The 24,246-nt window shown below is 72.4% G+C and carries 21 protein-coding genes; 6 read left to right on the forward strand and 15 right to left on the reverse strand.

Translation table 11 applies throughout. The features are described 5' to 3' along the window. Positions 1 to 102 precede the first annotated feature (102 nt). The 4 genes from IF09_RS0126095 to IF09_RS48040 form a co-directional block, all read right to left on the reverse strand. The gene (locus IF09_RS0126095; protein WP_037636024.1) at positions 103 to 1,887 is read right to left on the reverse strand and encodes a methyltransferase; all 1,785 of its coding nucleotides are present in this window, start codon (positions 1,885 to 1,887) and stop codon (positions 103 to 105) included. 123 nt (positions 1,888 to 2,010) lie between these two features. After that, complete coding sequence (locus IF09_RS0126100; RefSeq protein WP_199920484.1) at positions 2,011 to 3,225, reverse strand: 4-hydroxybenzoate 3-monooxygenase; 1,215 nt, start codon at positions 3,223 to 3,225, stop codon at positions 2,011 to 2,013. Between the two features lie 400 nt (positions 3,226 to 3,625). Beyond that, on the reverse strand, positions 3,626 to 4,192 hold the full coding sequence (locus IF09_RS0126105; RefSeq protein ID WP_078613464.1) for a SixA phosphatase family protein: 567 nt from the start codon (positions 4,190 to 4,192) through the stop codon (positions 3,626 to 3,628). 22 nt (positions 4,193 to 4,214) lie between these two features. Next, positions 4,215 to 4,346 (reverse strand): hypothetical protein, encoded by a 132-nt coding sequence (locus tag IF09_RS48040; protein WP_267882178.1) that lies wholly within the window; start codon positions 4,344 to 4,346, stop codon positions 4,215 to 4,217. Positions 4,347 to 4,478: 132 nt separating this feature from the next. Here IF09_RS48040 and IF09_RS0126115 point away from each other — a divergent pair, with 132 nt between their 5' ends. From IF09_RS0126115 to IF09_RS0126125, 3 genes are all read left to right on the forward strand, one after another. Further along, positions 4,479 to 4,970, forward strand: coding sequence for a DUF2975 domain-containing protein (locus IF09_RS0126115; protein WP_030299670.1), 492 nt, complete (start codon positions 4,479 to 4,481; stop codon positions 4,968 to 4,970). Continuing rightward, positions 4,970 to 5,191, forward strand: coding sequence for a helix-turn-helix domain-containing protein (locus tag IF09_RS0126120; RefSeq protein ID WP_030299672.1), 222 nt, complete (start codon positions 4,970 to 4,972; stop codon positions 5,189 to 5,191). The genes IF09_RS0126115 and IF09_RS0126120 overlap by 1 nt, the downstream gene beginning before the upstream one ends. Before the next feature lie 333 nt (positions 5,192 to 5,524). After that, positions 5,525 to 5,761, forward strand: a complete 237-nt coding sequence (locus tag IF09_RS0126125; RefSeq protein ID WP_158710057.1) for a hypothetical protein — start codon at positions 5,525 to 5,527, stop codon at positions 5,759 to 5,761. A 28-nt stretch (positions 5,762 to 5,789) separates the two neighbouring features. On the opposite strand, the gene IF09_RS0126130 is transcribed toward IF09_RS0126125, so the two are convergent. The 8 genes from IF09_RS0126130 to IF09_RS0126165 form a co-directional block, all read right to left on the reverse strand. After that, entirely contained in the window at positions 5,790 to 7,394 is a 1,605-nt protein-coding gene (locus IF09_RS0126130; protein WP_051832904.1) for an NAD(P)/FAD-dependent oxidoreductase, read from the reverse strand. A 158-nt stretch (positions 7,395 to 7,552) separates the two neighbouring features. Beyond that, complete coding sequence (locus tag IF09_RS0126135) at positions 7,553 to 8,092, reverse strand: EF-hand domain-containing protein (protein ID WP_030299676.1); 540 nt, start codon at positions 8,090 to 8,092, stop codon at positions 7,553 to 7,555. Positions 8,093 to 8,221: 129 nt separating this feature from the next. Then, the gene (locus tag IF09_RS0126140) at positions 8,222 to 8,920 is read right to left on the reverse strand and encodes a formyltransferase family protein (protein WP_030299677.1); all 699 of its coding nucleotides are present in this window, start codon (positions 8,918 to 8,920) and stop codon (positions 8,222 to 8,224) included. Next, positions 8,917 to 12,258, reverse strand: a complete 3,342-nt coding sequence (locus tag IF09_RS40650; protein ID WP_063607431.1) for a non-ribosomal peptide synthetase — start codon at positions 12,256 to 12,258, stop codon at positions 8,917 to 8,919. Before IF09_RS40650 ends, IF09_RS0126140 begins: the two co-directional genes overlap by 4 nt. Then, on the reverse strand, positions 12,255 to 13,367 hold the full coding sequence (locus IF09_RS0126150) for an NAD-dependent epimerase/dehydratase family protein (protein WP_063607432.1): 1,113 nt from the start codon (positions 13,365 to 13,367) through the stop codon (positions 12,255 to 12,257). Before IF09_RS0126150 ends, IF09_RS40650 begins: the two co-directional genes overlap by 4 nt. Further along, the gene (locus IF09_RS0126155) at positions 13,352 to 15,310 is read right to left on the reverse strand and encodes a fatty acid CoA ligase family protein (RefSeq protein ID WP_030299681.1); all 1,959 of its coding nucleotides are present in this window, start codon (positions 15,308 to 15,310) and stop codon (positions 13,352 to 13,354) included. The genes IF09_RS0126150 and IF09_RS0126155 overlap by 16 nt, the downstream gene beginning before the upstream one ends. 9 nt (positions 15,311 to 15,319) lie before the next feature. Beyond that, on the reverse strand, positions 15,320 to 16,195 hold the full coding sequence (locus IF09_RS0126160) for a hypothetical protein (protein WP_030299683.1): 876 nt from the start codon (positions 16,193 to 16,195) through the stop codon (positions 15,320 to 15,322). A 3-nt stretch (positions 16,196 to 16,198) separates the two neighbouring features. Further along, positions 16,199 to 17,266 (reverse strand): 3-oxoacyl-ACP synthase III family protein, encoded by a 1,068-nt coding sequence (locus IF09_RS0126165; protein ID WP_030299684.1) that lies wholly within the window; start codon positions 17,264 to 17,266, stop codon positions 16,199 to 16,201. A gap of 420 nt (positions 17,267 to 17,686) precedes the next feature. Between IF09_RS0126165 and IF09_RS0126170 the strand changes: the two genes are divergently transcribed. Beyond that, a complete protein-coding gene (locus IF09_RS0126170; RefSeq protein ID WP_030299685.1) occupies positions 17,687 to 18,793 on the forward strand; it encodes an alpha/beta hydrolase in 1,107 nt (368 codons plus the stop codon). Positions 18,794 to 19,321: 528 nt separating this feature from the next. On the opposite strand, the gene IF09_RS0126175 is transcribed toward IF09_RS0126170, so the two are convergent. After that, a complete protein-coding gene (locus IF09_RS0126175; protein WP_030299687.1) occupies positions 19,322 to 19,792 on the reverse strand; it encodes a hypothetical protein in 471 nt (156 codons plus the stop codon). A gap of 316 nt (positions 19,793 to 20,108) precedes the next feature. On the opposite strand from IF09_RS0126175, the gene IF09_RS0126180 reads away from it, so the two are divergent. Together IF09_RS0126180 and IF09_RS0126185 are read left to right on the forward strand one after the other, a co-directional pair. Beyond that, positions 20,109 to 20,516 (forward strand): YciI family protein, encoded by a 408-nt coding sequence (locus tag IF09_RS0126180; RefSeq protein WP_030299688.1) that lies wholly within the window; start codon positions 20,109 to 20,111, stop codon positions 20,514 to 20,516. An 8-nt stretch (positions 20,517 to 20,524) separates the two neighbouring features. Further along, positions 20,525 to 21,670, forward strand: a complete 1,146-nt coding sequence (locus IF09_RS0126185; protein WP_030299690.1) for an RNA polymerase sigma factor — start codon at positions 20,525 to 20,527, stop codon at positions 21,668 to 21,670. Between the two features lie 249 nt (positions 21,671 to 21,919). Here the strand turns inward: IF09_RS0126185 and IF09_RS0126190 are convergent, their stop codons facing one another. Both IF09_RS0126190 and IF09_RS0126195 read right to left on the reverse strand, forming a co-directional pair. Next, positions 21,920 to 22,393, reverse strand: a complete 474-nt coding sequence (locus tag IF09_RS0126190) for a carboxymuconolactone decarboxylase family protein (RefSeq protein WP_030299691.1) — start codon at positions 22,391 to 22,393, stop codon at positions 21,920 to 21,922. 167 nt (positions 22,394 to 22,560) lie between these two features. Then, positions 22,561 to 24,204 (reverse strand): FAD-binding oxidoreductase, encoded by a 1,644-nt coding sequence (locus IF09_RS0126195; protein ID WP_030299693.1) that lies wholly within the window; start codon positions 24,202 to 24,204, stop codon positions 22,561 to 22,563. Positions 24,205 to 24,246: the final 42 nt, after the last annotated feature.

Here is a 24,246-nt window from a genome sequence, read left to right on the forward strand (position 1 = left end):
CCTTCCCAAGATTGTTTACAATTCAACCATACCTCGGAACAGGGAGTGCTCCCGAGGTATTCCCGGTCGAGAGCGGGGCCCGCACGCCCACGTCACCCGAGCTCAGCTCCGTCGGACCGGGGGGTCCGGGACGGCCGCCCTGCGGGCGTGCAGCACATGCGCGTCCAGGGGCAGCGGGCCGTGGCCGACGAGCTGGAGGCCGGCGTCGGCGAGCAGGCGCGCGTAGTGGTCGGCACGTCGCTCACGGCCTCCGACATTGCAGAGCATGTGCAGGTCCCATGCCGTCGCCAGCGAAGGGGAACCGTCGGCGGGCAGGATCCGTTCCACGACGAGCAGGTCCGCGTGGGCGGGCATCGCGCGGGCGCAGTGGCGCAGGATCTCCCGGCAGCGGTCGTCGTCCCAGTCGTGCAGGACGCGGGAGAGGACGTAGACGTCCCCTCCGGGCGGCACGTCGGCGAAGTCGCCCGCGCGGTAGTCGCAGCGCGCGCCGCAACCCGCTGCGCCCAGCAGGCGGCGGGCGGCCTCGACGGCGTGCGGGCGTTCGAGGAGGACACCGCGCAGGCGCGGGTGTGCGGTGAGGATGCGGCCGAGGAGCTCCCCGTTCCCGCCGGCAACGTCGACGACGGTCGCGGGCTGGGGCGCCTGGGCCGCGGCGGTGACGACCGGGTGGTCGGGGAGCGGCTCGAACATCCGTGAGCTCGCGGCCATGGACAGGTCGAAGAGGGCGGCGAGTTCGGGGTCGCGGGCGAAGTGGTCGAAGTGGTTCTCGCCGAAGAGGCGGTCGAAGGCCGGCTGCCGGGTCCGCACCGCGTGGTCGAGGTCGCCGAACGAGCGGTAGAACGGGCCGCCGTACATCAGGGCCAGCGGCCGCATCGACCCGGGCGCGTCCGCGCGCAGCAGGGCGCCGAGTCCGGTCAGGCGGAATCCGTCCTGTTCCTGTTCCTGTTCATGGTCCTGGTCCTGGTCCTGGGTCACGGCGCCGAGCATGACGAGGTAGCGCAGGAGCGTGGCGAGGCTCCGGGGGTGGGTTCCGGTCAGCCGGGCGAGGTCCTCGGTGCGGTGCGCGGTGCGGGTGTCCATGGCATCGGGCAGGGACAGCCGGGCGAAGGCGGCGAGAGCCTGTGTGGTCCATGCGCCGGTGAGGAGGCGAAGGAGCGTTTCGGCGGGTTGTCCTGCGGTCCGGTGCGGATGCTGGTGCTCGTCGGAGTGGTCCAGATGGGCGGCGAGGGCGGCGCGGTGGTCGCCGTGTGCGTAGAGTTCCAGCCGCCGGTAGCCGCAGACCGGATCCGCGGGGGTGGTGAAGTACAGGACCGTGCCGTCCTCGTGCGGGTTGTAGCCGCCGCCGTCGGGGCGCGCGCCGTGGCGGCCGAGGATCGCGCACAGGCCGCGCAGCGCCAGGGGGTCCGAGTGCTCGATCTCGAAGGCGAGGTGGGCCTCGTGCCGGCAGGTGCGTTCGTAGGCGGCGATCCGCTCCAGGCCGGAGTACGGGGGCACGGTCAGGGCGAACACCTCGACCGCGCGGTGCTCCCCGGCAGTGCCGTGCACCTGCGGGCGCAGGATACGCACGTCGAGCTCGGCCGGATCGCGCCGGTGGCGCCGGGCGAGGCGTTCCCGGACCACCACGCTGGGGTGGGATGGGGTGTCCGCGGCCAGCCCGCAGTCGGCGAGCTGGGTCCGCAGGCTGTCCGCGTCCGGCGGGAAGAGCAGCAGCCCTGCGTGGGCGAACCGGCAGCGCCCGGCGAGTGCCTGCAGGTCCGGTCCGCCGAGTCCGGGCAGGAGGAGGGGCAGCAGGGCGGCGCTGTCGTGCTCGCGGACGAACTCGGCTGCCGCGCGCAGGCGGGCCGTGTCGTCCAGGAGCATCGTTTCGTCGGGGAGCGTCGTCGTCATCGTGGGGGTTCCTCGGGCCGTTACGGGTCGGGGCAGGGCATGGCGAAGCAGGGTGGAGCCTGGTGGGGCAGGCGCAGGGCGCGGGGCCAGGTCAGCGGCACGGGGGGTGGGGTGCAGCGGCCGTCACACGCCGACGTAGTTCTCGGCGAACCACTCCTGGTGGATGCGCGAGGTGCGCAGCGAAGCAAGCCGGGAGCGCCGCAGCGCGGCGTGGAAGAACGATCCGGCGTCCTGGTCCCCGTCGGGTGCCGTGTGCAGCAGCCGGGTCATCCACCCGGTGAACTCCTGGGCCCGCCAGATGTGCGCCAGGCACTGGTCCGAGTACCGGTCGAGGCCCGCGGTGTCGCCCCGGGTGAGGGCGTCCGTCAGGGCTCCGGCCAGGATCTCGGCCTCCAGGACCGCGAGGTTGGCGCCCTTCGCGGCGGCCGGGGCGAGCAGGCTCGCCGCATCGCCCGCCAGGAAGAGCGAGCCGTGGCGCAACGGTTCGATCACGTCGCAGGTCAGGTCGAAGATCCCGCGTTCCCGGAGCGTGCCCCGGTGCAACGGGCCGTGGTCCGCGGCGCGCATCCGGACGTCCAGCTCGTCCCAGATCCGCTGCTCGGGCCAGGCGTCGGCAGGGATGCCGCGCTGCCACTGGAGGTAGTAGCGGGTGACGTCCGCGGTGCGGGCCATGTGCCCGGCGAAGCCTCGGTCATGGACGGCGTAGCCCACGGCGTCAAGGCTCGGCGGGGCCTCGGCGAGCAGCCCGAGCCAGGTCACCCCGTGGTCGTGGTGGTGGCGGACGGCGCCCGGTGGCAGGGAGCGGCGGGCCGCCCCGTGCCGGCCGTCACAGCCGGCGACGTAGCGGGCGGACCACCGGGTGGGACGGCCGTCGGGCTCGCGCGTCGTGACGTAGGGCCGGGTGCCGTCGGCGTCGCGTACGGCGAGCGCCTCCGTCTGGAAGCGGATGCGTCCGCCACGGTCGAGGTAGTGCGTCAGGAGGTCCGTGACCAGGTTCTGCTGCGGGTAGACGTGGTGCTGGCCGCCCTGGCCGAGGGAGCCGTAGTCCAGCCGGAACCGGCCGTCTTCGGTGCGGAATTCGCAGGTGCCGTGGCGGAGGCCGCGCCGGTGCAGTCCGTCGGCGAGGCCGTGACGGTCCAGGATCCGCCCGGTGTCCGGTGCGAGGAACCCGGCGCGGGCCCGGGTCTGGACATGGGTGCGGGAGGCGCGTTCGAGGAGGACGCAGTCGATCCCTGCTGCGTGCAGCAGGTTTCCGAGAACGAGCCCGGCCGGACCGGCACCGAGGACGATCACGTCGGCTGATTCCCGTAATGCGCAGGGGTTCTGACTTTCCGTCATAGCGCCTGAAGCATAAGCACGCGAAGATCGATGAACCTACGCAAGCCATCCATAGACGGGAATAGAGTGACAATCACCCTTGACGTCTGCGGCCCGTGACGGCGGGGCCGGGAGCGGTGTCGGCGGCCGGACCGTGGTGTGCGCCCGGGCGTGCGGGGGCGGCCACACGCCCGGGCGCACACCCTGCCGCAGGCTTCGCCCGTCGCCGGGGTAGCCCGTGCTCGCCGGGTGCGCGACGGGCGGTGGCGGTGGCGGTGGCGGTGGCGGTGGCGGTGGCGATCGTACGAGCGGCCCGGAGGGCGGTCGGGGCCGCGGTGGCACCGCGGGTCGAGTCATCCGCAGCCGACGCGGCCGTGCCCCGGCGTGCAGCTTCCACGCACCACGGCACCCGGCCCTCCCGCTACCCCCGCGGGACGGCCACGTCCGCGAGCAGCGCGCCGCCCGGCCCGAGGTCCGACCAGGCGCCCTGTCGGCTCAGTACCGCCACCGCCGAGGTCGGGAACTTGGTGCGGACGCGCTCCAAGGCGTCCCCCACGGCCGCCCCGGCGACCAGCAGCACCAGATCCTCCAGGCCCGGGTTGTGCCCGACGAGCAGCAAGGTGCCCACCTCGGGAGAGACTTCGCGGACGACGTCGAGGAGGTCCCGCGCGTCCGCCCCGTACAGGCGTGGGTCGTGCCGGACGGGCGGCGTGCGGTCCAGCTCCGCCGACGCCAGGTCCCAGGTCTCCCGGGCCCGGCGTGCTGGGGAGCACAGCACCAGATCCGGTACGTCGAAGGAGCCGGCGAGCAGTCGGCCGGCCGCGGGCGCGTCGCGCAGACCGCGGGGCCCGAGCGGACGGTCGTGATCGGGAACCCCGTCCGGCCAGGCGCTCTTGGCGTGGCGCAGGAGCACGAGCCGGCGCGCTGTGCCTTGCGCTGCCGCGTTCCGTAGGTCCTGAACCTCGGGGGCTTGGTCGCGATGCCTCATACCCCGAGCGTAGAGCCCGTGGCTACGGACAGGTCCGTTCGCAGCAGCGGTGCGCCGTCGGGCCCCGGTCTGCCGCGGCCGGAGTCGCGACGGTGACCGTGGTGAGCAGGAGTGCGGCGGTGGCGACGGCGGTCAAGGGCAGGGGAACGCGCATACGGGATCTCCTCCGGGCAGGGCGGCCGGGGTGCAGGACCGCCGTCATCAACCGCCGCCCCTGCGTCCCCGCCCTTGTTTCACCTATCGACTTTCGATAGATTCCGATCGCAACTCGATGGAGGGATGGGCCATGGGAAAGCTGACAGTGGGTGCGTTGCGCGCCGTGCTCGTGGTGGTGCTCACCGGCACCGTGTTCGTACAGACACTGATGGTGTGGACGTTGGTCAGCGGGAGCGACCCCGAGGACGGGTCGATCCCGCTGACCCCGCTGCGCGTGATCACGATCCTGGGCATGCTGTCGGCCCAGGTCGCCCTGGTCTCCGTATGGCGGCTGGTGACGATGGTGCGCCGCGGAACCGTGTTCTCCCACGCCGCCTTCCGGTACGTGGACGCCGTGATCGGCGCGATCGTGGCGGCCGCCCTCCTGTGGTTCGCGGTCACGGCCATCAATGCGCCGGGCCAGCGGGACGACCCGGGCGTCACCGTCATCATGGGCGGCATCGGCCTGGCCATCCTGGGGGTGGCGCTCATCGTGCTCGTGCTGCGGATGCTCCTCGCCCAGGCCGTTGCGCGCGACGTCGAAGCCGCGCAGATGCAGGCCGAGTTGGACGAGGTGATCTGATGCCGATCACCGTCGACATCGACGTGATGCTGGCCAGGCGGAAGATGTCCGTGGGCGAACTCGCGGACCGCGTAGGGATCACTCCCGCCAACCTGGCCGTCCTCAAGAACGGCCGGGCCAAGGCGGTACGCTTCGCGACGCTCGCCGCGCTCTGCGAAGTGCTCAAGTGCCAGCCGGGCGACCTGCTGCGCTGGGAAGCCGAGGACACAGCGGACGGATGACCTGCCTCGGCACGGGCGTGCAACGAAGCCCGGAGCGGGCTCGGTGCTCACGGTGCACAAGTTGCGGTGCGCAAAGCTCGCCTGGCGGGCCTCCCGCGCATCGCCCATGCTGAAGAGGAGGGCGCCGGCGGCCCTGAGACTTGTCCTTCCGCAGGGCCGAAGTCGGCGCCATCACTTGACGCGCATGCCTTACGGCCCGAACGTGACGTCATCCCGCCGCCGTTCGTGGCAGCCTTGGACGGAGCGGTACCGGGCGGACCTCCTCCGGATGAAGTGACGGAGCCGGGACGGTGGTGGTCCCGGCCCCTTCGTTTCGTGTCCCATGACTACGGGATGAGGAAGGAAATGGACGAGAAGAAGCCGAAGATCTTCAGCGATCCGGAAGCGCTCTCGGACGAGGAGATGATGAAACTGATCAATGAGATCCTCGACAGCGTCCCACCCGAACAGGCCGAGGCCCACCTCCTGGCCATTGCCGAGGGGGGACCGGCTCCCCGGGACGTTCCGGTGGACCTGACTCCCGCCCAGGCGAGCAGCCTTCTCCTCTTCCTCCACAGAGGCGGCGGCTGATTGCGCGCCAGAGCGACCGGGGTGTGCGTCAGAAGCCGCAGGGCGCTCCCGCACCCCGGAAGCGCTCGGGATGACGCCGTCGGTACTCGACCAGGGACTGGGCGACTGCTGCTCCTTCACCGACGGCGGCGCCGACCCTCTTGACGGATCCGGAGCGCACGTCGCCCACGGCGAACACGCCGGGCACGCTGGTCTCCATCGGCAGTGCGTCCGGGCCGGCTCCGCCGCTTCCGGTCAGGACGTATCCGCGGCCGTCGAGCTTCAGCTTGCCGCCGAGCCAGTCGGTCGACGGGTGGCCGCCGATCAGCACGTAGAGGCAGTGCGCGGGGACCGTGCGCTCGCCGCCGTCGCGATCGCGCAGACGCAGACCGGTGAGAGTCGTCCCGCCGTGGCACTCGGCCACCTCGGTCCCCAGGAGGACCTGCAGGCCCGGCGTCCGCTCGATGCGCTGCACCAGGTAGCTCGACATGGAAGCGGCGAGGTCGGCGCCCCTCACCAGCAAGGTGACGGTGCGGGCGTAGCGCGCGAAGTAGAGGGCGGCCTGTCCGGCGGAGTTGCCCGCGCCCACCATGTACACGTCCTCCCCGGCGGCCGAGGGGGCGTCGGACAAGCATGCGCCGTAGTACACACCGGAGTTGAGCAGGCGGTCGACGCCGGGAGCCGTCAGGCGGCGCCAGTCCACGCCCGTGGCGACCACCACCGCTGCCGCTGTCACCGAGGCCGTCTCATCGGTACCCGCCTTGACGAACTCGACGGTGTGGTCCCCGGTGTCCGTCGGGGTCACCCGACTGGCCACCCGGGTGGGCTGCCACTCGACGCGGGCGCGGCGGGCCTGTTGCAAGGCGCGCTGGGCGAGATCGCCACCCGTGAGACCTACGGGGAAACCGAGGTAGTTCTCGATCCGCGAGGTCGATCCGGCCTGCCCGCCGGGCGCGTCGTCCTCGATCACGACCACGCTCATGCCCTCGGCAGCCGCGTACACGGCCGCGGACAGACCTCCGGGGCCACCACCGATCACCGCGACGTCGTAGTGGTCCTGTTCGGCCGGCCGGATGAGACCGAGCCGCTCGGCCAGGTCACTGATCGAAGGATCCACGATCTCGGTGCCGTCCCCGAGGCGGACGGTCACCGGGGCGTCCCGTACGTCCTCCTCGGGGAGCCAGCGGAAGATCACGCCGCTGCGGCCGAGGAAGTCACGCACCGCATAGGCGGCGGGTGAGAAGCGGCTCCCGCGCACCTCGGCGGTCGGCACACCACCGTCGCAGTCGGCGTTCCACGTGCACAGGGAATCGTCGAGCGCGCCACGAAGGTGCTCGGCCGGGTCGCCCTCGTCCCGGGCCGCCCCGACGGGGGTGCCGTCGGACTCCGCACTGCCGCGCTCGGCCAGCGACAGCCAGCGCACACCCGGGTGCTGCGCGGCACCCGGGTCGGGTGCTTCATCGGCGAGCACGGCTGCCACCGGTACCTTCCGGTCGGCCAGCGCGCGCAGCGCGCGGACCACCTCCGCCTGCCCTCCGACCTGCAGCACGCGGAAGGACGTCCGGTACCAGCTTTGCACCAGCTCAGCGGTTTCATGCCGGCGGAGCGGGTCGGAGTCGGAGAGAACAATCACCGGCAGTGCGGCATCGGCCATCAGAGGTCCTCCAGCAGGTTGTGAATGATCGGCTTCCTCCCCGGTCAACGAGCGGGGACGCCATACGAACCGGTCTGGAGAAGCCACTACAGGAGGGCGGGCAGCAGGGGGCGGGTACTGCGCACCCCCCTGTCTTCCGGGCCCGCCTCGGACAGCCCTCAGAGGCGCCCGAAGAACTGGTTCCCGCGCGCCGAGTGGTTGTCGCTCGTGTAGTACTCCTTCATTGCGGAGCTGATCTCGTCACGGCTCAACTGCCCGTCGCCGTCGACGTCCAGCTGATTGAACGCCTCGTCGAAGGTCTCGCGGGGCAAGCGGAACATGCCGTGGAGCAGCGAGGTGTACTCCTCCCGGCTCAGCATGCCGTCGCCGTCGCGGTCACCGAGCTCCGTCCAGGCGTTGCTCATGTTCCTGATCCGTTCCCAGATCCTGTTCTGATCCGTGACGATCCGCGCCCGGAACGCCGCCCGGAACTCGTGCCGGTCGACCGCCCCGTCGTCGTTCTTGTCCATCTTCTGGAAGACGGCGTCCCAGAGGTCCCCCAACGAGTCCCGCAGTCCGGCCACTGCCGCCGGAGCGACACCGAGCGACTCGGCGAGCTGGTCCGAGAGGCCGATGACGTCCGACTTCTCGAGCCGCCCGTCGCGGTCCGAGTCGAAGACATCGAACGACCGGTCCAGCTTGATGTCCAGAACGCTCACGACAACATCCCCTTCACTCCACGTAGTCGCCTCACTACAGGCGAGGCGGGCTCAGGAAACCACAGGTCACGTCCCCTACGCACGGAAAGATCGGGTGCCTGACCATTCCGGGTGACACGGCCGGAAAAGTCATCTCATATGAGGGGGCGCCGCCGTCCCGATCGCCGCGGCCAGTTCGGGGGCGTGCGCGGCGAAGGGGCCGAGGTCCGTGGCGGCGGCGTAGGCCGGGTGGCCGCGGTGGTCCGCCAGCCGGGCGAGGGCGCGGGTCCCGTAGTACGCCGACGGCCCCGCGGGGGCGGGTGGGGGCGGGAGGGCCGCGGCAGCGGCGACCGCCGGCAGGGTTTCCTCGAACAGGGCCTGGCAGGCGCGCACGCCGCGGAGCATGACCTGGAAGTGGCGGGCATCGGGGGCGACCGGGAAGCGGCGTACGGCCAGGACGCGGCCGGTGTCGATGCCCGCGTCGACCTCGTGCAGGGTCGCACCGTACTCGCGCTCGCCGTTCAGCAGGGCGAAGAGGACGGCCACGGAGGGCAGTCCGCGGTGGCGGGGCAGGAGGCCGTTGTGGATGTTGAGGATGCGCAGGCCCCCGGAGAGGAGTGGGGCCCGGAAGATCCGGCGGTTGTTGAGGGACCAGACGACGCCGTCGGTGCAGACCTGCGCGAGGGCATCGGCGTGCGCGTTGACGTCGTCGGAGGCGGGAACGTGCAGGTGCCGGGCGCCTGCCGCGTCCTGCGGATCCTCGCAGCAGACCAGGTCTACGGGGTGGCCCTGCGCGGCGGCGTGTGCGACGGCTCGGCGCAGCAGTGCGCCGTCTCCGACGAAGATCATGCCGGGAGCTCCTGTCGGGCGGCGGCGAGGTGGGCGCAGACCTGTGCGAGCGTCAAGTTCCGGACCAGGCAGTCGAGGCCGGCCATGAAGCGCCGGGCCTCGGCGGGTTCCAGCAGGTCGTCGGCGACGGCAGTGAGCATTTCCACCAGGGCGAGGGAGTCTCCGCCCAGGGTCTGGAAGTCGGATTCCGCGGACAGCCGGGCGGTGTCCACGGCGAGGATCGCGGCCCAGTGGGCGGCCACCCGCGCCTGGAGGGCGGCGGGCTCCGCCGTGTCGTGGGCGACGACGGGCGCGGAGGTGAAGGGGTCGGGGAGGGCGTCGAGGTCGGCCTTGCCGCCGACCGTGCTGGGGATGGCGTCCACGGTGATGACGTGCGCCGGGACCATCGCGGCGGGCAGCAGGGCGGTGAGCGCGGAACGCAGGGTGGCGGGGAGGTCGGGGAGGTCGGGGCCGCCGTGCGGAGCGCCTTGGGCGCCGGTACCGCTCGGGCTCTTCGGGGCGTCGCCCGCGCCGCCGTACGAGCCGTCGGCGCGCGGGACGACGTACGCGCACAGGACCGGCGCGGTGGTGTGCGGGCGGCGCCGGGCAGCCACGACGGCGCGACTCACCTCGGGCCGGGCTTCGAGCACGGCGACGATCTCGGCGGGCTCGATGCGGTGCCCGGCGATCTTGAGCTGGTCGTCGATGCGCCCGGCGAACTCGACCGCCCCGCCCGGCAGTCGCCGCCCGAGGTCCCCCGTGCGGTAGCTGCGGGTGCCGTCCTCGCGCTCGGTGAACGGGGAGGGGCGGCCGTCCGGCGCACCGAGGTAGCCCCGGGCCACCTGGGCGCCGCTGACGACGATCTCCCCCGTACGGCCGGTGTCCTCGGTCCCGGTGCCGATGCGCTCGCCGTCCTCGGTGACGAGGTCGACCCGGGCGTAGGGGCCGGGGGTGCCGATGGGGAGGGTGGCGGCGGTCGTCGGCCGCGCATCGTCCACGACGTGGGCGAGGCAGACGACGGCCGCCTCGGTGGGGCCGTAGCCGTTGATGATGCGGCAGTCGGGACCGAAGGCGGTCCGGGCGGTGCGTACGGCGGCCGGGGTCAGCGGTTCACCGCCGAGCAGCAGGGTGCGCACGTCACCCCGGTCGGGCAGCAGGGGCAGGTGGGAGGGGGTGAGGGCGAGGGTGTCGGCCCGGTGGTCGGTGACGAGCCGGCGCAGGGTGGCGGGCGAGGGCGCGTCGGGCGCGAGGACCACCGTTCCGCCGGCCAGGAGGGGCAGGAAGAGGGGGAAGCAGGAGATGTCGAAGCCGTAGGAAGACGCGAAGCCGAAGCGGGTCCGGGCGTCCACGCGGCAGACCTGCGTCATCCAGCGGACGAAGCCCGCGAGGGCGCGGTGTTCGATCTGCACGCCCTTGGGGCGGCCGGTGGAACCGGAGGTGTGGATGACGTACGCGAGGTCCTCGAGCGCCGGGGCCGGCGGGACCGGGCTGGCCGGCGGGCCGGTGACGAGGTCCTCGGCCGCAAGCAGGGAGCAGGGCGCGAGCGCGCCGAGGCTTTCGGTGAGGTGACGCTGGGTCAGGCAGAACCGGGCGCCGCAGGCGCGGAGGATCTCCGCGGTCCGCGCGGCGGGGTGGGCGGGGTCCAGCGGCACGTAGGCGGCACCCGCCTTCAGGATCCCCCACAGGGCGCAGACCCCGGCCGGGGTGCGGTCGACGACCAGACCGACGAGGTCTTCGCGACCGATCCCCCGGCGCAGCAGCTCGGCGGCCACGGCGTCGGAACGGCGGTCCAGTTCGGCGTACGTGACCACCCCGCCGGGGCCGTCGAGCGCGGGCGCTCCGGGCGTACGGGCGGCCTGTGTGCGGAACAGCTCCACGACGGTGGCGGGGCGCGGGGGCTCCGGTTCCACGGCGGGGGGCGGTACGGGCCCGGACGCGGGCAGCGTCGCAGGTGCGGAAGACGGCGGAGCCGCGGGCAGAACCGCGGGCGGCACTGCGGGCGGCACCGCGGACCCGGCCGGCGCCGCAGGCGCGGGCTCGGGCCGGGGCCGCCGTGCGGGACGGGGCACCGCAGCGGATGCGGGCGCCGCCGTTGCTGCCGGTGCGGCGGAAGTCGGCAGGTGGGCCAGGACTCCGTCCAGGAGACGGGTGGCGCGTTCGGCCAGACCGGGGCCACCGCGGACGCCCATCGTGAGCTCCGTGGCGGTGTTCGTCTCCGTGGCGGCCATCGAGACGGGGACCAGGGGGGCGTGGACGGGCAGTGCGTACAGGGTCGTCGCGGTGAAGCCCCCGCCGGAGAACTCGGCCGGGTCCAGACGACCCAGGTGGGAGACGACGGCTGAGGCGAGGTGCCGGTCGGCCCGTACGGCGCCGGCCTGGGCGGCCCGCAGCAGGAGGCGACCGGCCGCCGTCGGCAGGGGGAGGAGGGCCGACTCGAAGCCCTCGGCGAGCTCCTGGTTCTCGGCGAGCGCCCGGAGCAGGGTGACCTGTGCCCTCGGCCACTCCTGTCCGGGGCTCAGGTCCAGGAACAGCGGCAGCGTGAGGTTGCCGGTCGAGACGATGCCGGGGCGGTGGCGCCGCAGGTCGACCGGGATCATGACCCGGGTGCCGCCGCGGGCCGCGCTGCCGGAGCGGGTACTGACGCTGAGGGCACCGCCGGAGCGGGCACCGGCCGTCGCCGCGCTGTCCGTCAGGGCCTGGGCCAGCCTGGCCGTGAGGGCCCGGTGGTGGCCGGGGAGGGTTCGGCGGAGCCACAGGGTCTGCTCGCGGCCCGGGACCGGGCGGCCCAGGGGCGACGGGCGGTCGGGGACGAGTCCCGGGCGCCGGGCTGAGGCGCCGAGCCGGCGCAGCAGGCCGCGGTCGGTGTCGGGGGCGAGTGCGGGGCGGCCGGGCTCCCCGCGCAGGGCGCGGAAGACCTCCCGTACCCAGGTCAGGGCGCCGTGTCCGTCCATCAGGGCGTGCGAGGCGCTGAACACGAGCGTGGCGGTGTCCGTGTCCGCGGAGGTGTCGGGGACGACCAGGATCCCGCACTCCGGCGGGTCGTTCCGGCGTGAGCGGCCGGTGAGGAACGCCGCCGTGGCCGGTTGCGACACGTCGATGCCACCGGGGGCCGGCGTGGCGTACCGGATCGTGGGCAGCGGGCCCTCGGCGGTCCAGACGGGCCCGCGTCGTACCAGGCGGGAGCCGGGACAGGTCTCGGCGGCCCGGGCGACCGCCGCCCGGAGGGCTGCCGGTTCGGGGACGGTGTGCCCTTCGACGACGATGCGCAGGGCCATGGTCCCGCGCGCATGCCCCGCGGAAAGGTAGAGGTGCTCGGTGGCCGACACCGGCCGCCGGTACATGGGGTGAGGGGGTGTCATCGCGCGGTGCTTCCTTGGTCGGTACGAGTGGACGCGGGCGGCTTCCGGCCCTGGGGCTTCTCCGGTCGCGCCCAGGCCTCGACGCCGCCGATGCCGTGGATCCAGCGGAGCAGCCCGCTCACGCCGTCCTCCTGGGTGCGCGGCGGGTCGTAGCCGAGGTCGCGGCGGGCGGCGCCCGTGTCGTACGTGGTGGAGCGGGTGAGGAGGGCGGTCATGTAGCGGCTCAGCGGTGGGCCCGTACCGGCCGAGGGGCGCAGGCTCCACACCGCCTCGACGGCCTCGGCGAGGATGCGGGTGGCCGCGACGGGGACGCGGGGGTGCGGCGGTGGGCAGCCGAGGAGGGCGCCGACGCGGGTGAGGAAGGCCCACAGGTCGGTCTCCTCGCGGTCGGCCACGAAGTACGCCTTGCCGCCGATGCTTTCGGCGGGGACGGCGCTCGCGCGCAGGCAGGCGTCGACGGCGTTGTCGACGTGGCAGAGCGAGACCCGTACCCGTTTGCCGCCGGACAGGTCGGGCAGTCGGCCCGCCCGCATCGAGGCGATCACGCGGGGCAGGAAACCCGCGTGGTCGCGTGGGCCCCAGATGCCGCGCGGTCGCAGGGCGCAGGTGGTGAAGTCCGGTGTGTTCGCGGACAGTACGTACTGCTCGGCGACGGCCTTGGTCGCGCAGTAGTGGTTGAAGAACCGGGTGGGGTAGGGGGTGCTCTCGTCGATCCGGAGCCGGTCGCCCTCGCGCAGGTGCATCAGCGCGCTCGGGCTGCTGACGAAGACGAAGCGGGTGGCGCCCGCGGCGCGGGCCGCCGTCAGCAGCCGCTGCGTTCCGGTGACGTTGGCCTCCTCGAACTGGGCGCGGCTGCCGTGGTCGACGACGCGGGCGGCGCTGTGCAGCACGGTGTCGCAGCCGATGGCCGCGCGGGCCAGCGAGGCGGTGTCGGCGAGGTCGCCGGGTACGAGGTCCAGTCCCGGTCCGAGGGCGCTCAGGCGGGCGGTGTCGCTGCCGGGCCGGACCAGGGCACGGACCCGGTGGCCGTCGCGCAGGCAGGCGTCGGCGAGGTGGCCGCCGAGGAAGCCGGTGGCTCCGGTGATCAGGATGTTCACAGGGCCCGCCACCAGGTCGCACCGTAGAGCATGGTCAGTGCGGCGGTGGCCGCGCGTCCGTGTCCCGCCGCCCTGCCCCGTGGCAGCGCGAGGGGGATCTGCGCGGCGTGCACCGGGATGCTGAGGAAGGCGTCGGCCCACCAGAGCCGGCGCAGCAGGGGTACGTCGGGGACGTCCGCGACGGCCGCCCAGATCGCGCCGCCGAGGAGGTACGCCCAGCCCGCGAGGGGTACGAGGCGGGCCGCACGGGTCCGCGAGAACAGGGGCGGGGGCGGGGCGAGGCTCCGTTCGGTCCAGCGGGCCAGCTGCTCGCGGCCGATCTTGGCGTTGTGGCGGATGTCCACCGGGAAGGCGGGATGGTGCAGGAACTCCTCCAGCCCCCTGGTCGCAACGTGGTCGGCGGCGAGGCCGCGCAGTTCGGCCACCAGGTCCCGCCAGGCGGCGCTGCCGGCCGGGACGTCACTCTCCACGCAGACGGCGGGGCGCTGGGCGCCTGCCGGGCCGATACCGACCAGGGCGCTGCGGCGCACCAGTGGATGGGCGTTGAAGACGCCCTCACAGCGCACGGTGTACAGGTCCCGGCCGGCGGCGCGCACCCGTTGGGAGGTGCGGCCGCAGAACCAGAGCCGGCCGCGGTCGTCGACGTAGCCGAGATCGCCGGTGCGGTGCCAGGTGAGCGAGGTGCCGTCAGGCTGGGTCTCGTGCACCTTGTGCAGGGCGTCGGAGCGGGGCGCGTCGTGGTAGCGGGGGCTGACGGACTCGCCCTCGACGAGTATCTCGCCGACGCTGCCTGCGGGCAGGGCGGTCCCCGGGTCCAGGCGGGCGCGCGGGCCGTCGGTGACGGGGAGGATGCGGACGCGGGTGCCGGGGACGGGGCGGCCGATGCAGGTGCCGGCTCCGCGGGCGCTGCCGGCGGAGGTCTCGCCGAGGATCTCCTCGGATTCGATCGAGGTGATCGGCAGGACCTCGGTGGCCCCGTACGTGACGTGGACGGACGCCTTCTCGCCGAGCACGGTGCGCAGGCCGGCTACGACCGAGTCGGGGACGGGCGCGCCGCCGGAGACGATGCAGCGCAGGTCGGGCAGCGGGCGGCCCAGGGCCGTGAGGTGGTCGGTGAGGTTCCGCAGCAGGGCGGGCGAGGCGAACATGGTGGTCGCACCGAATCGTTCCAGCGCATCCACGAGCAGGGCGGGGTCGGCATGGGCGACCTTGGCCGGTGCGAGGGGGGCGAGGACGGTGGTGGAGCCGTAGACGAGGTCGAGCATGCCGTAGAAGGGCAGGGTCACCAGTGACGTGTCGTCGCGGGTGCGCCCGTGGGCGGCCTCGATCTGGCGGGCGATGGAGAGCGCCATGCGGTGGGTGTACTCGACTCCCTTGGCGGGGCCGGTGCTTCCGGTGGTGAAGCCGATCATCAGGAGGTCGTCGCCGCCGACGTCGGCGGCGGGGGTCCTTCGTCCACCGGTGGTGCGCAGCGCGTGGAGGGTGTGGCCGCCCCACAGCCGGCGGCGGCCCAGCGTGACGGGGATGCGTACGCGGCCGAAGGTGCGGCGGCCGAGGACCCGTACGAGGTGGGCGAGCGGCGGCCCGATGAACGCCTCGGCACCGACGGCGCGGTAGCAGTGGAGCATCCGGCGCACGCCCATGCCCGGGTCGACGACGACGGGGACGGCGCCGAGCCGGAAGAGCGCGAAGGCGAGGGCGAAGAGCTCCGGGCCGGGCGGTGCCATCAGTACGGTCTTGGTCCCGCGGGTGATCCCGGCGCGGGCGAGTCCGTGGGCGATTTCCTCGACCGTGTCCTGCAACTCCCCGTACGTGACTTCGCGGTAGCGCAGGCCGCCGCCGGGTTCGCGGCCGTCGGGGTGGATGACGGCCGGCTTGTGCGGGAAGGCGGCGGCGTTGCGCTCCAGGCAGTCGGCCAGGCCGGCGGCGGTTGCGGAATGGGGAACGGTGCTCATGGCGTCCCGTCACCAGCCTTCGGGCCGGTAGGCGACGCAGGCGGCGCTGGGGCCTGCGCCGACGGCGACCATGAGGAGCCGGTCGCAGTCCTTGGGGCGCGGGGCGGCCATGGCCTGGAGGTAGCCGAGGATCGGCGCCGCGGTGTGCGGCTCGCCGTCGCCGCTCTCCTTGCCGTCTCCGTCGACGGCCGTGTCCTGCGCGGCGTGCGGGTCGACCACGAGGGTACGGTCCAGGTCGATGCCGTGCTCGCGGGCGTACCCGGCGGTGCACACGGCGGCGAGTGCGCTGCGCCGCGCGCCGTGTCCCTCCGTACGGCGGACCGTGATCCGGGAGCGGCCCTCGCTGCCCATGGCCACGGTGTCGAGGTACCCCTCGGTGTCGCTGGGTCCGTCGCCCGAGTACGCGGACACGGGGCCGAAGCCGGCGTCGGGGTCGGCGCTGCGCTGGAGGAGGAAGGCGCCGGACAGGTCCGCGTACGGGTAGCCGGGGTCGAGGCGGGCGTAGCCGCCGGGGTGCACGTCGGCAGCGGTGATCAGGACGCGTTCGGCGCTTCCCGTGTCGAGGAGGCTCTGGGCGAGCTGTACGGCGTTGAGGACACCGCAGGCACCGTTCATGAGGTCGAAGGAGAAGCCGGCGGCGGGGGCCGGGTCGGCGATGTAGTCCAGGTTGATGCCGACCTCCTTCTGGATCAGGGCCGCGAGGGCGGGTTCGAAGGTGTTGGACTCCCGGTAGACACCGGCGTTGATGAGGACGCCTACGGATGACGGGGAGACCTGCGCCTGCGACAGGCAGGCGCGGGCGGCTCGGCTCGCGAGCTCGACGGAGGAGGCGGGTCCGGTGCCGTGGTGCGCGGCGGCGTGGGCTGCGGCGATGACCATTCCCATGGCTCAGACCCCCATGTTCGTGATCGTGGCCGACAGGGCGCCGGTCACGACGCCGGAGGCGGCGGGGACCATGAGGAACCGGGATCCGGGGCGGGCGGTGCCGGCCCGCAGGTGCTCACGCAGCGTCAGGAAGTGGGCGGTGGTGGCGGTGTTGCCGTACTTCTCGACGACCGCGAGGGAACGGGGCATCGGGGTCTTGAACTCGGCCTCGGCCGTCTGGTTCACGTAGTCGATGAAACGGGTGCCGACCTGGTGCTGGATGACGTAGTCGAATGCCTCGTCGGCGAATTCCCGGCCCTGCTTGGCCAGGAGGTCCCGATGGAACCGCGGCCACAGTTTGAGCCGGTCGCGGTCGTGCATCTTCTTGTTGTCCGTGTAGAGGGCCACGCCCTGGCTGCGGTCGCTCGGCATTCCCATGCAGAGGTGGGAGTACTCCGAGCAGGTCATCAGTTCCATGTAGTGGATCCGGTCGGCCTCGTCGGTGGAGGCGTCCAGGACGACGGCGGCCGCCGAGTCGCCGACGGAGAGCGAGGCGAACTGCGGGTCGTAGGAGTCGGTGACCTCGCGGGCCGCCGTCTCGGCGACGGCGGTGGCCTGTTCCCCGCTGACGACCAGGCCGTTGCGTACCGCGCCGGAGCGGATCATGCGGTCGAGCAGGTAGACGCCGGTCATCATGCCGGCGCAGGCGTTGGACACGTCGAACTGGACGGCGGGTCGTGCGCCCAGTTCCCGGGCGAGCAGCGCGGCGAAGGACGGCTCGAACGTGAAGCGGCCTCCGTCAGTGAACCGGGTGATCGAGGCCGATATGACGACGTCGAGGCCGGCGGCCTCGTAGCGGGAGCCGGCGAGGCAGTCCCGCGCGGCGGACAGGGCCATCGAGAAGGAGTTCTCGGCGGCTGCCGGATCCGGGTCGTACACCCGGCGCTCGGCGATTCCGGTGATCCGCTGGAGGTCCGCGTCACGGACGGCGGATATCCCCTCGGTCAGCTCCCGGGTGGTCACCACGGTCTCGGGTACGTAGGCCCCCAGGGCCTCTAACCGGCTGTGGCGATTCAGTGTGCTGGTCTTCATGCTTCGCGTTCTCCATGGGACATCCCCGTTACAGACAGCGAAGTTACCGTAGCGTAGGGATCAGCTCGTATGCCTCGCAAAAGGAGTTGAAGGGTGCAGACAGGTCGATTCCCAGCCATGCACCCGATGGACCACATTTCGCCAGCGCCCGGCCCTGGCACCTCCCGCCACTCCGATCGTCGGCCGGAACATCACGCACGGTGCGCAAAACCTGTCCGGAACCACTCGGTCCGCCTGACCCGGCGAGGCGCTCTGCAATGACATGGATCATCTCCAGCAGTGAGGACGTACTCATTTGAAAGCTAAACGACATTTATTGCACGTTTTTGCAACCTTGAGGTCGAGAAACACATCCAGAGAGGAGGAGGACCCACCCGTTCTGCCCGCTTGAGGGCAGCCGCACCGTTCGGAGCGAAGTTCGTGCACGTGTACCCGCAGCCGCAGCCGCAGTCACAGCCGCCCAGGCGATCCCGCAAGAAGGTGTGGATCGGCTCCGCGGTGGCCGTGGCCCTGGTCGCCGGCGCCGGCGCCGGGTTGATCTACTGGAAGACGGACTGGTTCGACGGGAACGGGGAGTCCGTCAGCTACGCGAAGCCCTCCACCGGGCCGGACAAGGGCAAGAACGACGAGACCGGCAGTGGGAAGCAGCCCTCAGCGCCGAGCGCGGATCCGGACGTGTCCCTCCCCACCGGCCCGTTCACCGAGTTCAAGCAGACGGTCAAGCTGGACGACGGCACCCGCATATCCAAGGCCCGGGTGAAGGGCCCCAAGTCCGGTTTCGAGGGCAGCGTCTGGGTGTGGACGCCCAAGGAGTACGACCGCCCGGAGTACGCGAAGAGCGCTTTCCCGGTCATGATCGCGCTGCCCGGAGGCAACGGGAACGCCGACAACTACTGGGCGACCATGCCGCAGCTGGGCCTCCAGAAGGCCGTCGCCGAGGGCGCCGCGGCCGGCAAGAGCCTCCCGTTCATCCTGGTCATGCCGATCCTGAACCCGGACAACAAGTACTACTACGACGGCTCCGACATCCCCGGCCAGGCCAAGATGGGCACCTGGATCGGCGAGGACGTACCCGACCTCGCCCAGGCCAACTTCCGTACCTACAAGTCCCGCGACGGCTGGGCCTTCATGGGCAACTCCTCCGGCGCGTTCGTCGGCCTCAAGCAGCTCCTCCAGAAACCGGACCGCTTCCGGGCCGTCATAGCCAATGGCGGAGAGATCGTCCCCGATTCCCCGCTCTGGAAGGGCCACCAGGCGGAAATGGACGCGAACAACCCCGAGAAGCTCGCCCCGAAGCTGATCGCCAACAAGGGCCCCGAGGTGAACGTCCTCTTCCAGTACGGCACCAAGGAGGGCGGCCGCGACCGGATGGAGAAGTTCCAGCAGCAGTTCGGCAAGGGCCCGATCAAGGTCACGATCCACGAGATCCAGGGCGGCGACCACAACGGCTGGGACTACGTCCGGGGCATGAAGGAAGGACAGCTGGAGCAGCTCAGCAAGCTCATGAAGGGGCCGAAGCCGCAATAGGGGCGGGCACGGAGGCCTCGGCGGGCCCGTCCTCCGGGGGGAAGGACCGGGCCCCGGGTCACAGCCGCGGGAACAGCGAGCGGCATCGCGATGTCCGGCCAGGGTGCCGCCGCAGCACACGGGGCCGAACCGCGTCGGACTGCGCCGTGCGAAACCCCGGCTGTTTTCACCCTGTGCACGGCAGGACCACTCGCGTCTTCGATGCGCGGATACGGTCCGGTGAGCCTCGTGCCGTCGAGCGCCGCCGATGTCGGTACGGCGACGCTGTCGCGGACTTTCTACCTCACCGATTCGCCGGCGAGGCCGGTGCGTCCGCCCCGATGAGCCGGCGCGTCTACCTGGCCGCGGGCTGGTACGACTGGCCCTCGTTCGTCGAGGGTGACAGCGGGCGCCGGTCGGGAAGGCCGTCCCACGCCGTCCCAGTGCCTTCGGCGAGGACGCCGGCTCCGCGGCCCCAACGCCAAACCGGCCCGGCGCAGCCCGGACATCACTGGCTGCGCGGCGCGCCGGGCCGGGCCGGTGTCACGGTCACTTCAGGCGGTAGGTGCACATGGGTGTCTTGCCGTCCTGGTTGTCGGCGACCTTCTTGCCGTCGACGGTGATCACGCACGACGCCGGCTTGAGCATGCCGTCGGCGGCCTGCACCGAACCCGGGACCACGGAGACCGTCGTGCCGATGCGCTTCTCGGCTTCGGTGGTGAAGGTGATCGTCTCCGTCTTCTTCCAAGGCAGCGTCACCTGTTCGCCCTTGTTGGACGCCAGGTTGTAGTAAATCTGCGCGGGTCCGGAGCCGAGCACTTCCAGGGTCACCTCGTGGCTGACCTCGCCACCGCCCGAGGCCGGCTTGCCGGATCCCGACGGGCTGCTGCTCGCGGAGGCGGCGGGCTTGGCCGGGGCCGTCGAGCCCTTCGCCTCCTCGGACTTGCTCCCGCCGCCACCGCAACCGGTCAGCACTCCGGCCGCCAGCACCAGAGCCGCCCCTGTGACGATCTTCCGCATGGTTTCCCCTCGTTGGACGAAAGCCATGATCTTAACCAGGGCCTTTGCATGATGCGGCAGCGGTTCGGGCCCGGGGCTCTTGAAGCTGGTGTCCGCCCACGGGAGTGCGTGCGGCTCACTGCCGGGACCGGACTCCAGCCGGTCCGGGGCTGCCCGGTCTCCGCTATCCGCCACGGCGCTCAAGCCGGGGCCCGTACTTCGGGCTCATGAACGAGAGCCAAAAAAATCGGGCGGCTGTGTCGAGAACCCGTGGCCGGCTCCGTCCCCGGAGTGAAGGCGACCACAATGGGTCGCACCAGCACCGAGGAGAACCATCATGGCCAAGTACTTGCTGCTCAAGCACTACCGCGGCGCCCCGGCTGCGGTCAATGACGTGCCCATGGACCAGTGGACGCCCGAGGAGATCTCGGCGCACATGCAGTACATGAACGACTTCGCGGCCCGGCTCGAGGGGACGGGCGAGTTCGTCGACGGTCAGGCGCTCGCGCCCGAGGGCACCTTCGTCCGGTACGACGGTGAGGGGCGCCCCCCGGTCACCGACGGCCCGTTCGCCGAGACCAAGGACCTCATCGCCGGCTGGATGGTGATCGACGTCGACAGTTACGAGCGCGCCGTCGAGCTGGCCGGAGAGCTGTCGGCCGCCCCGGGGGCGGGCGGGAAGCCGATCCACGAGTGGCTCGAGCTGCGCCCGTTCCTGGGCTCGAACCCCACCATCACGGAGTGACGTCATCGATGGACGAGGCCCTGCTCCGGAACCTCACACCGAGCGTCCTCACCGTCCTCGTCCGCCGCGGAGCCGACTTCGCGGCGGCCGAGGACGCCGTGCAGGAGGCGCTGGTCGAGGCGGTCCGCGTCTGGCCGGACGACCCGCCGCGGGATGCGAAGGGCTGGCTGGTCACGGTGGCCTGGCGCCGGTTCCTCGACGCCAGGCGGGCGGACGCCTCACGCCGCCGACGGGAGGACCGCGTCGAGGAGGAGCCGGCGCCCGGGCCCACGCCCGCGGTGGACGACACGCTCCGGCTCTACTTCCTCTGCGCCCACCCCTCGCTGACGCCGTCGTCCGCGGTCGCGCTCACGTTGCGCGCCGTCGGCGGGCTGACCACCCGCCAGATCGCCCACGCCTACCTGGTGCCCGAGGCGACCATGGCACAGCGCATCAGCCGCGCCAAGCGAACCGTCTCCGGCGTGCGGTTCGACCAGCCAGGCGATGTCGCCACCGTGCTGCGCGTCCTGTACCTGGTCTTCAACGAGGGCTACTCGGGTGACGTCGACCTCGCCTCCGAGGCCATCCGGCTCACCCGGCAGCTCGCAGCCGCGATCGACCACCCCGAGGTGGCGGGCCTGCTCGCCCTCATGCTGCTCCACCACGCCCGGCGCGCCACCCGGACCGCGCCCGACGGCAGCCTGGTGCCGCTCGCCGAGCAGGACCGCGGCCGGTGGGACACCGCGTTGATCGCCGAGGGCGTCCAGATCCTGCAGACGGCCCTCGCCCGCGACCGGCTGGGCGAGTTCCAGGCCCAGGCCGCGATCGCGGCACTCCACGCCGATGCGCCCACCGCCGAGGAGACCGACTGGGTGCAGATCCTCGAGTGGTACGACGAACTCACGCGCCTGACCGACAGTCCGGTCGTCCGCCTCAACCGAGCGGTCGCCGTCGGCGAGGCAGACGGACCTCGCGCCGGGCTGGCGGCGCTCGCGGCGCTGGACGACTCACTGCCCCGCCACGCTGCGGTGGCCGCGTACCTCCACGAGCGCGACGGCGACCTGACGACGGCGGCACGGCTGTACGCCGAGGCCGCCCGAAAGGCACCCAACCTCGCCGAGCGCGACCACCTGACACGCCAGGCGGCCCGGCTCAACGCCCGGCGGCGTCCGTGACGCGAGCGCGTGACTCCCGGATGTGGGGCCGGGGGTGAACCGGGCCGGGCGTCGCCGAGCGGCGCAAGCTCCGTGCCGGACTCGGGGTGAAGGCGGCCTGGGCCCACCCTCGCGGATCCACGTCGCGGTCCTGCCCCGCGCCCGGGGCCGCGCGTTCCGGAATTCCGGAACGCGCGGCACACTCCCCGCCCTGATGCCCCTCCAGCCGGTACTCATCCAGGCGGGAACGCGGGTCGGGCTCCCTCCTGGTTATGCGAACTGGCCGGGCTGGTAGTCGCCGGCGGGCGTCTGGAGCAGGACGTTGCCCCGGTTGAAGGCGTTGATGACGGTGATGACGCCCACCAGAGCGCCGAGCTGGTCCTCGTCGTAGTGCTTGGCGGCGTTCGCCCACACCGCATCCGGGACGCCGCCGGCCGCGTCGGCGATCCGGGTGCCCTCCTCCGCCAGCTCCAGCGCGGCACGCTCGGCGTCGGTGAACACCGTGGCCTCGCGCCAGACCGCGACCAGATTGAGGCGCTCCGCGGACTCCCCGGCGTGTACGGCGTCCTTGAAGTGCATGTCGGTGCAGAAGCCGCAGCCGTTGATCTGGCTGGCGCGGAGCTTGACCAGTTCCTGCGTCGAGGCCGGCAGGGTCGAGTCCGAGAGCACCTTGCCCGCAGCGATGATGTGCTTGAAGACCTTGCCCAGGACCGGGTTGGTGAAGGGGTTGAGGCGTGCTTCCATGGTGGGCTCCATTGCCGTTGTCTGACGGTTACACCACTGAGACACCGCGTCCCGGCAGCTTGTGACAGGCATGCGATGTGACCCCCGTCTCCCTGTTGTTGCGCCGCGGCAGGAGTGCCCGCTGAGCCGGCGGGCACACGGCGCCCCCGCGGGTGCGCTCCGTGCCCTCAGCTCCGCTCCCCGTCGAAGAGCACTCCGGGGTTGAGGACCCCTGCGGGGTCGAGCGCGTGCTTCGCGGCCCGCAGCGCCCGGACGAACGGCTCCGGGCGCTGCCGGTCGTATCCGGGACGGTGGTCGCGGCCGACGGCGTGGTGGTGGGTGACGGTTGCTCCGTGCGAGCCGAGCACGTCCATCGCGGCGGACTTGATCTCGTCCCACATCGCGACCTCGGAGCCGCGCCGCGCCGCGGCGATGACGGTGAAGTAAGGGGCGGGGCCGTCGGGGTAGACGTGCGTGAAACGGCAGTTGATCAGCCCCTCGGTGCCGGTGACCCTGCGTACGACGGCGCCCAGGTCCCGGTGCACGGCCTCGTACAGGGCGTCGGCACGGTCCCACGTGCAGGCCGTTTCGAAGGTCTCGCTGATCACGCTCATCCGCGCGAGTCCGTCGCGCAGGTAGGGCATGCGCAGGAACGCGGAGCGCCACGCACCGGCCGCGGAGTCATCCGGGGGTCCACCGGCGGGACCACCGGCCGCGGGCGGTGCCCCCGCCGGCGAACCGCCGTGATCCCGCGCCAGGGCGACCAGTTCGGCGAGCCGGTCGGCGACGGGGAAGTGCGCGGACTCCACCCCGAGGACGAGTACGCTCCGGCCGCCGCCGGCCACGCCCGCGAGCGCCGCCTCACCCGGATCGAGCAGCCGGCAGTTGGCCGGGTGCAGGCCCGACTGTGCGACGGCGCGGACCGCACCGGCCGCGGCCTTGAAGTCGTCGAACAGGACGGAGGCGGACGCCTTGTGGCGGGGCCTGTCCTGCAGCCGAATCCATGCCTCGGTGATCACGCCGAGCGTGCCCTCCGAGCCCAGGAACAGCCGGTCGGGGGACGGGCCCGCGCCCGAACCGGGCACGCGCAGCGACTCGTTGACGCCGACCGGGGTGACCACGCGCAAGGACTCGGTCAGGTCGTCGATGTGGGTGAGGAGCGTGGCGTAGTGGCCGCCGGCCCGGGTGGCCAGCCAGCCGCCGAGGGTGGAGAACTCGAAGCTCTGCGGAAAGTGGCGCAGGGTCAGCCCGTGCGGTCGAAGCTGGGCTTCGAGGCCGGGCCCGAGCACGCCCGCCTGGATCCGTGCCGCCCTGCTGACCGGGTCGATGTCGAGTACGCGGTCCAGGGCGGCGAGGTCGAGTGAGACCACGCCGCGCCGCCGGTCCCCGCGGTACTCCACTCCCCCGACCACCGAACTGCCCGCTCCGTAGGGCACGACGACCACGTCCGCGCCGGCGGCCCAGTCCAGGACGTCCACGACGTCCTGTTCGCAGCGGGGGAAGGCGACCTGGTCCGGAGCCGCCCCGAGTTCGCCGCGCAGCGCCCGTACGACGTCGCGGTAGGCCTTGCCGTAGGTGTGGGAGGCCCGGTCCGGCGGGGTGTCGGACATCAAGTGGGCGAGGGAGGACGGCGGGGCGACCCCGGCCTTCGGCAGATCGACGCTGCGGACGTCGGGCACCGGCAGCGGGGTGTCGGCCGCACCGGGGACCAGCGCGCCGAGGGCGACGCACTCGCTGTCGGCCAAGGCCTTGTCATCGGTGCCCCAGCCCCACCAGGACCGGCGGCGTCGGGGCGGGGCGAGAGGAGCGGCGGGAACGGTCTCGGCAGCCATGGCGATATAACCTTCCGGTAATTTACCGCTTGGTAATTTACT

This window comes from Streptomyces katrae (genome assembly GCF_000717655.1).
GTDB classification, from domain to species: Bacteria; Actinomycetota; Actinomycetes; order Streptomycetales; family Streptomycetaceae; genus Streptomyces; species Streptomyces katrae_B.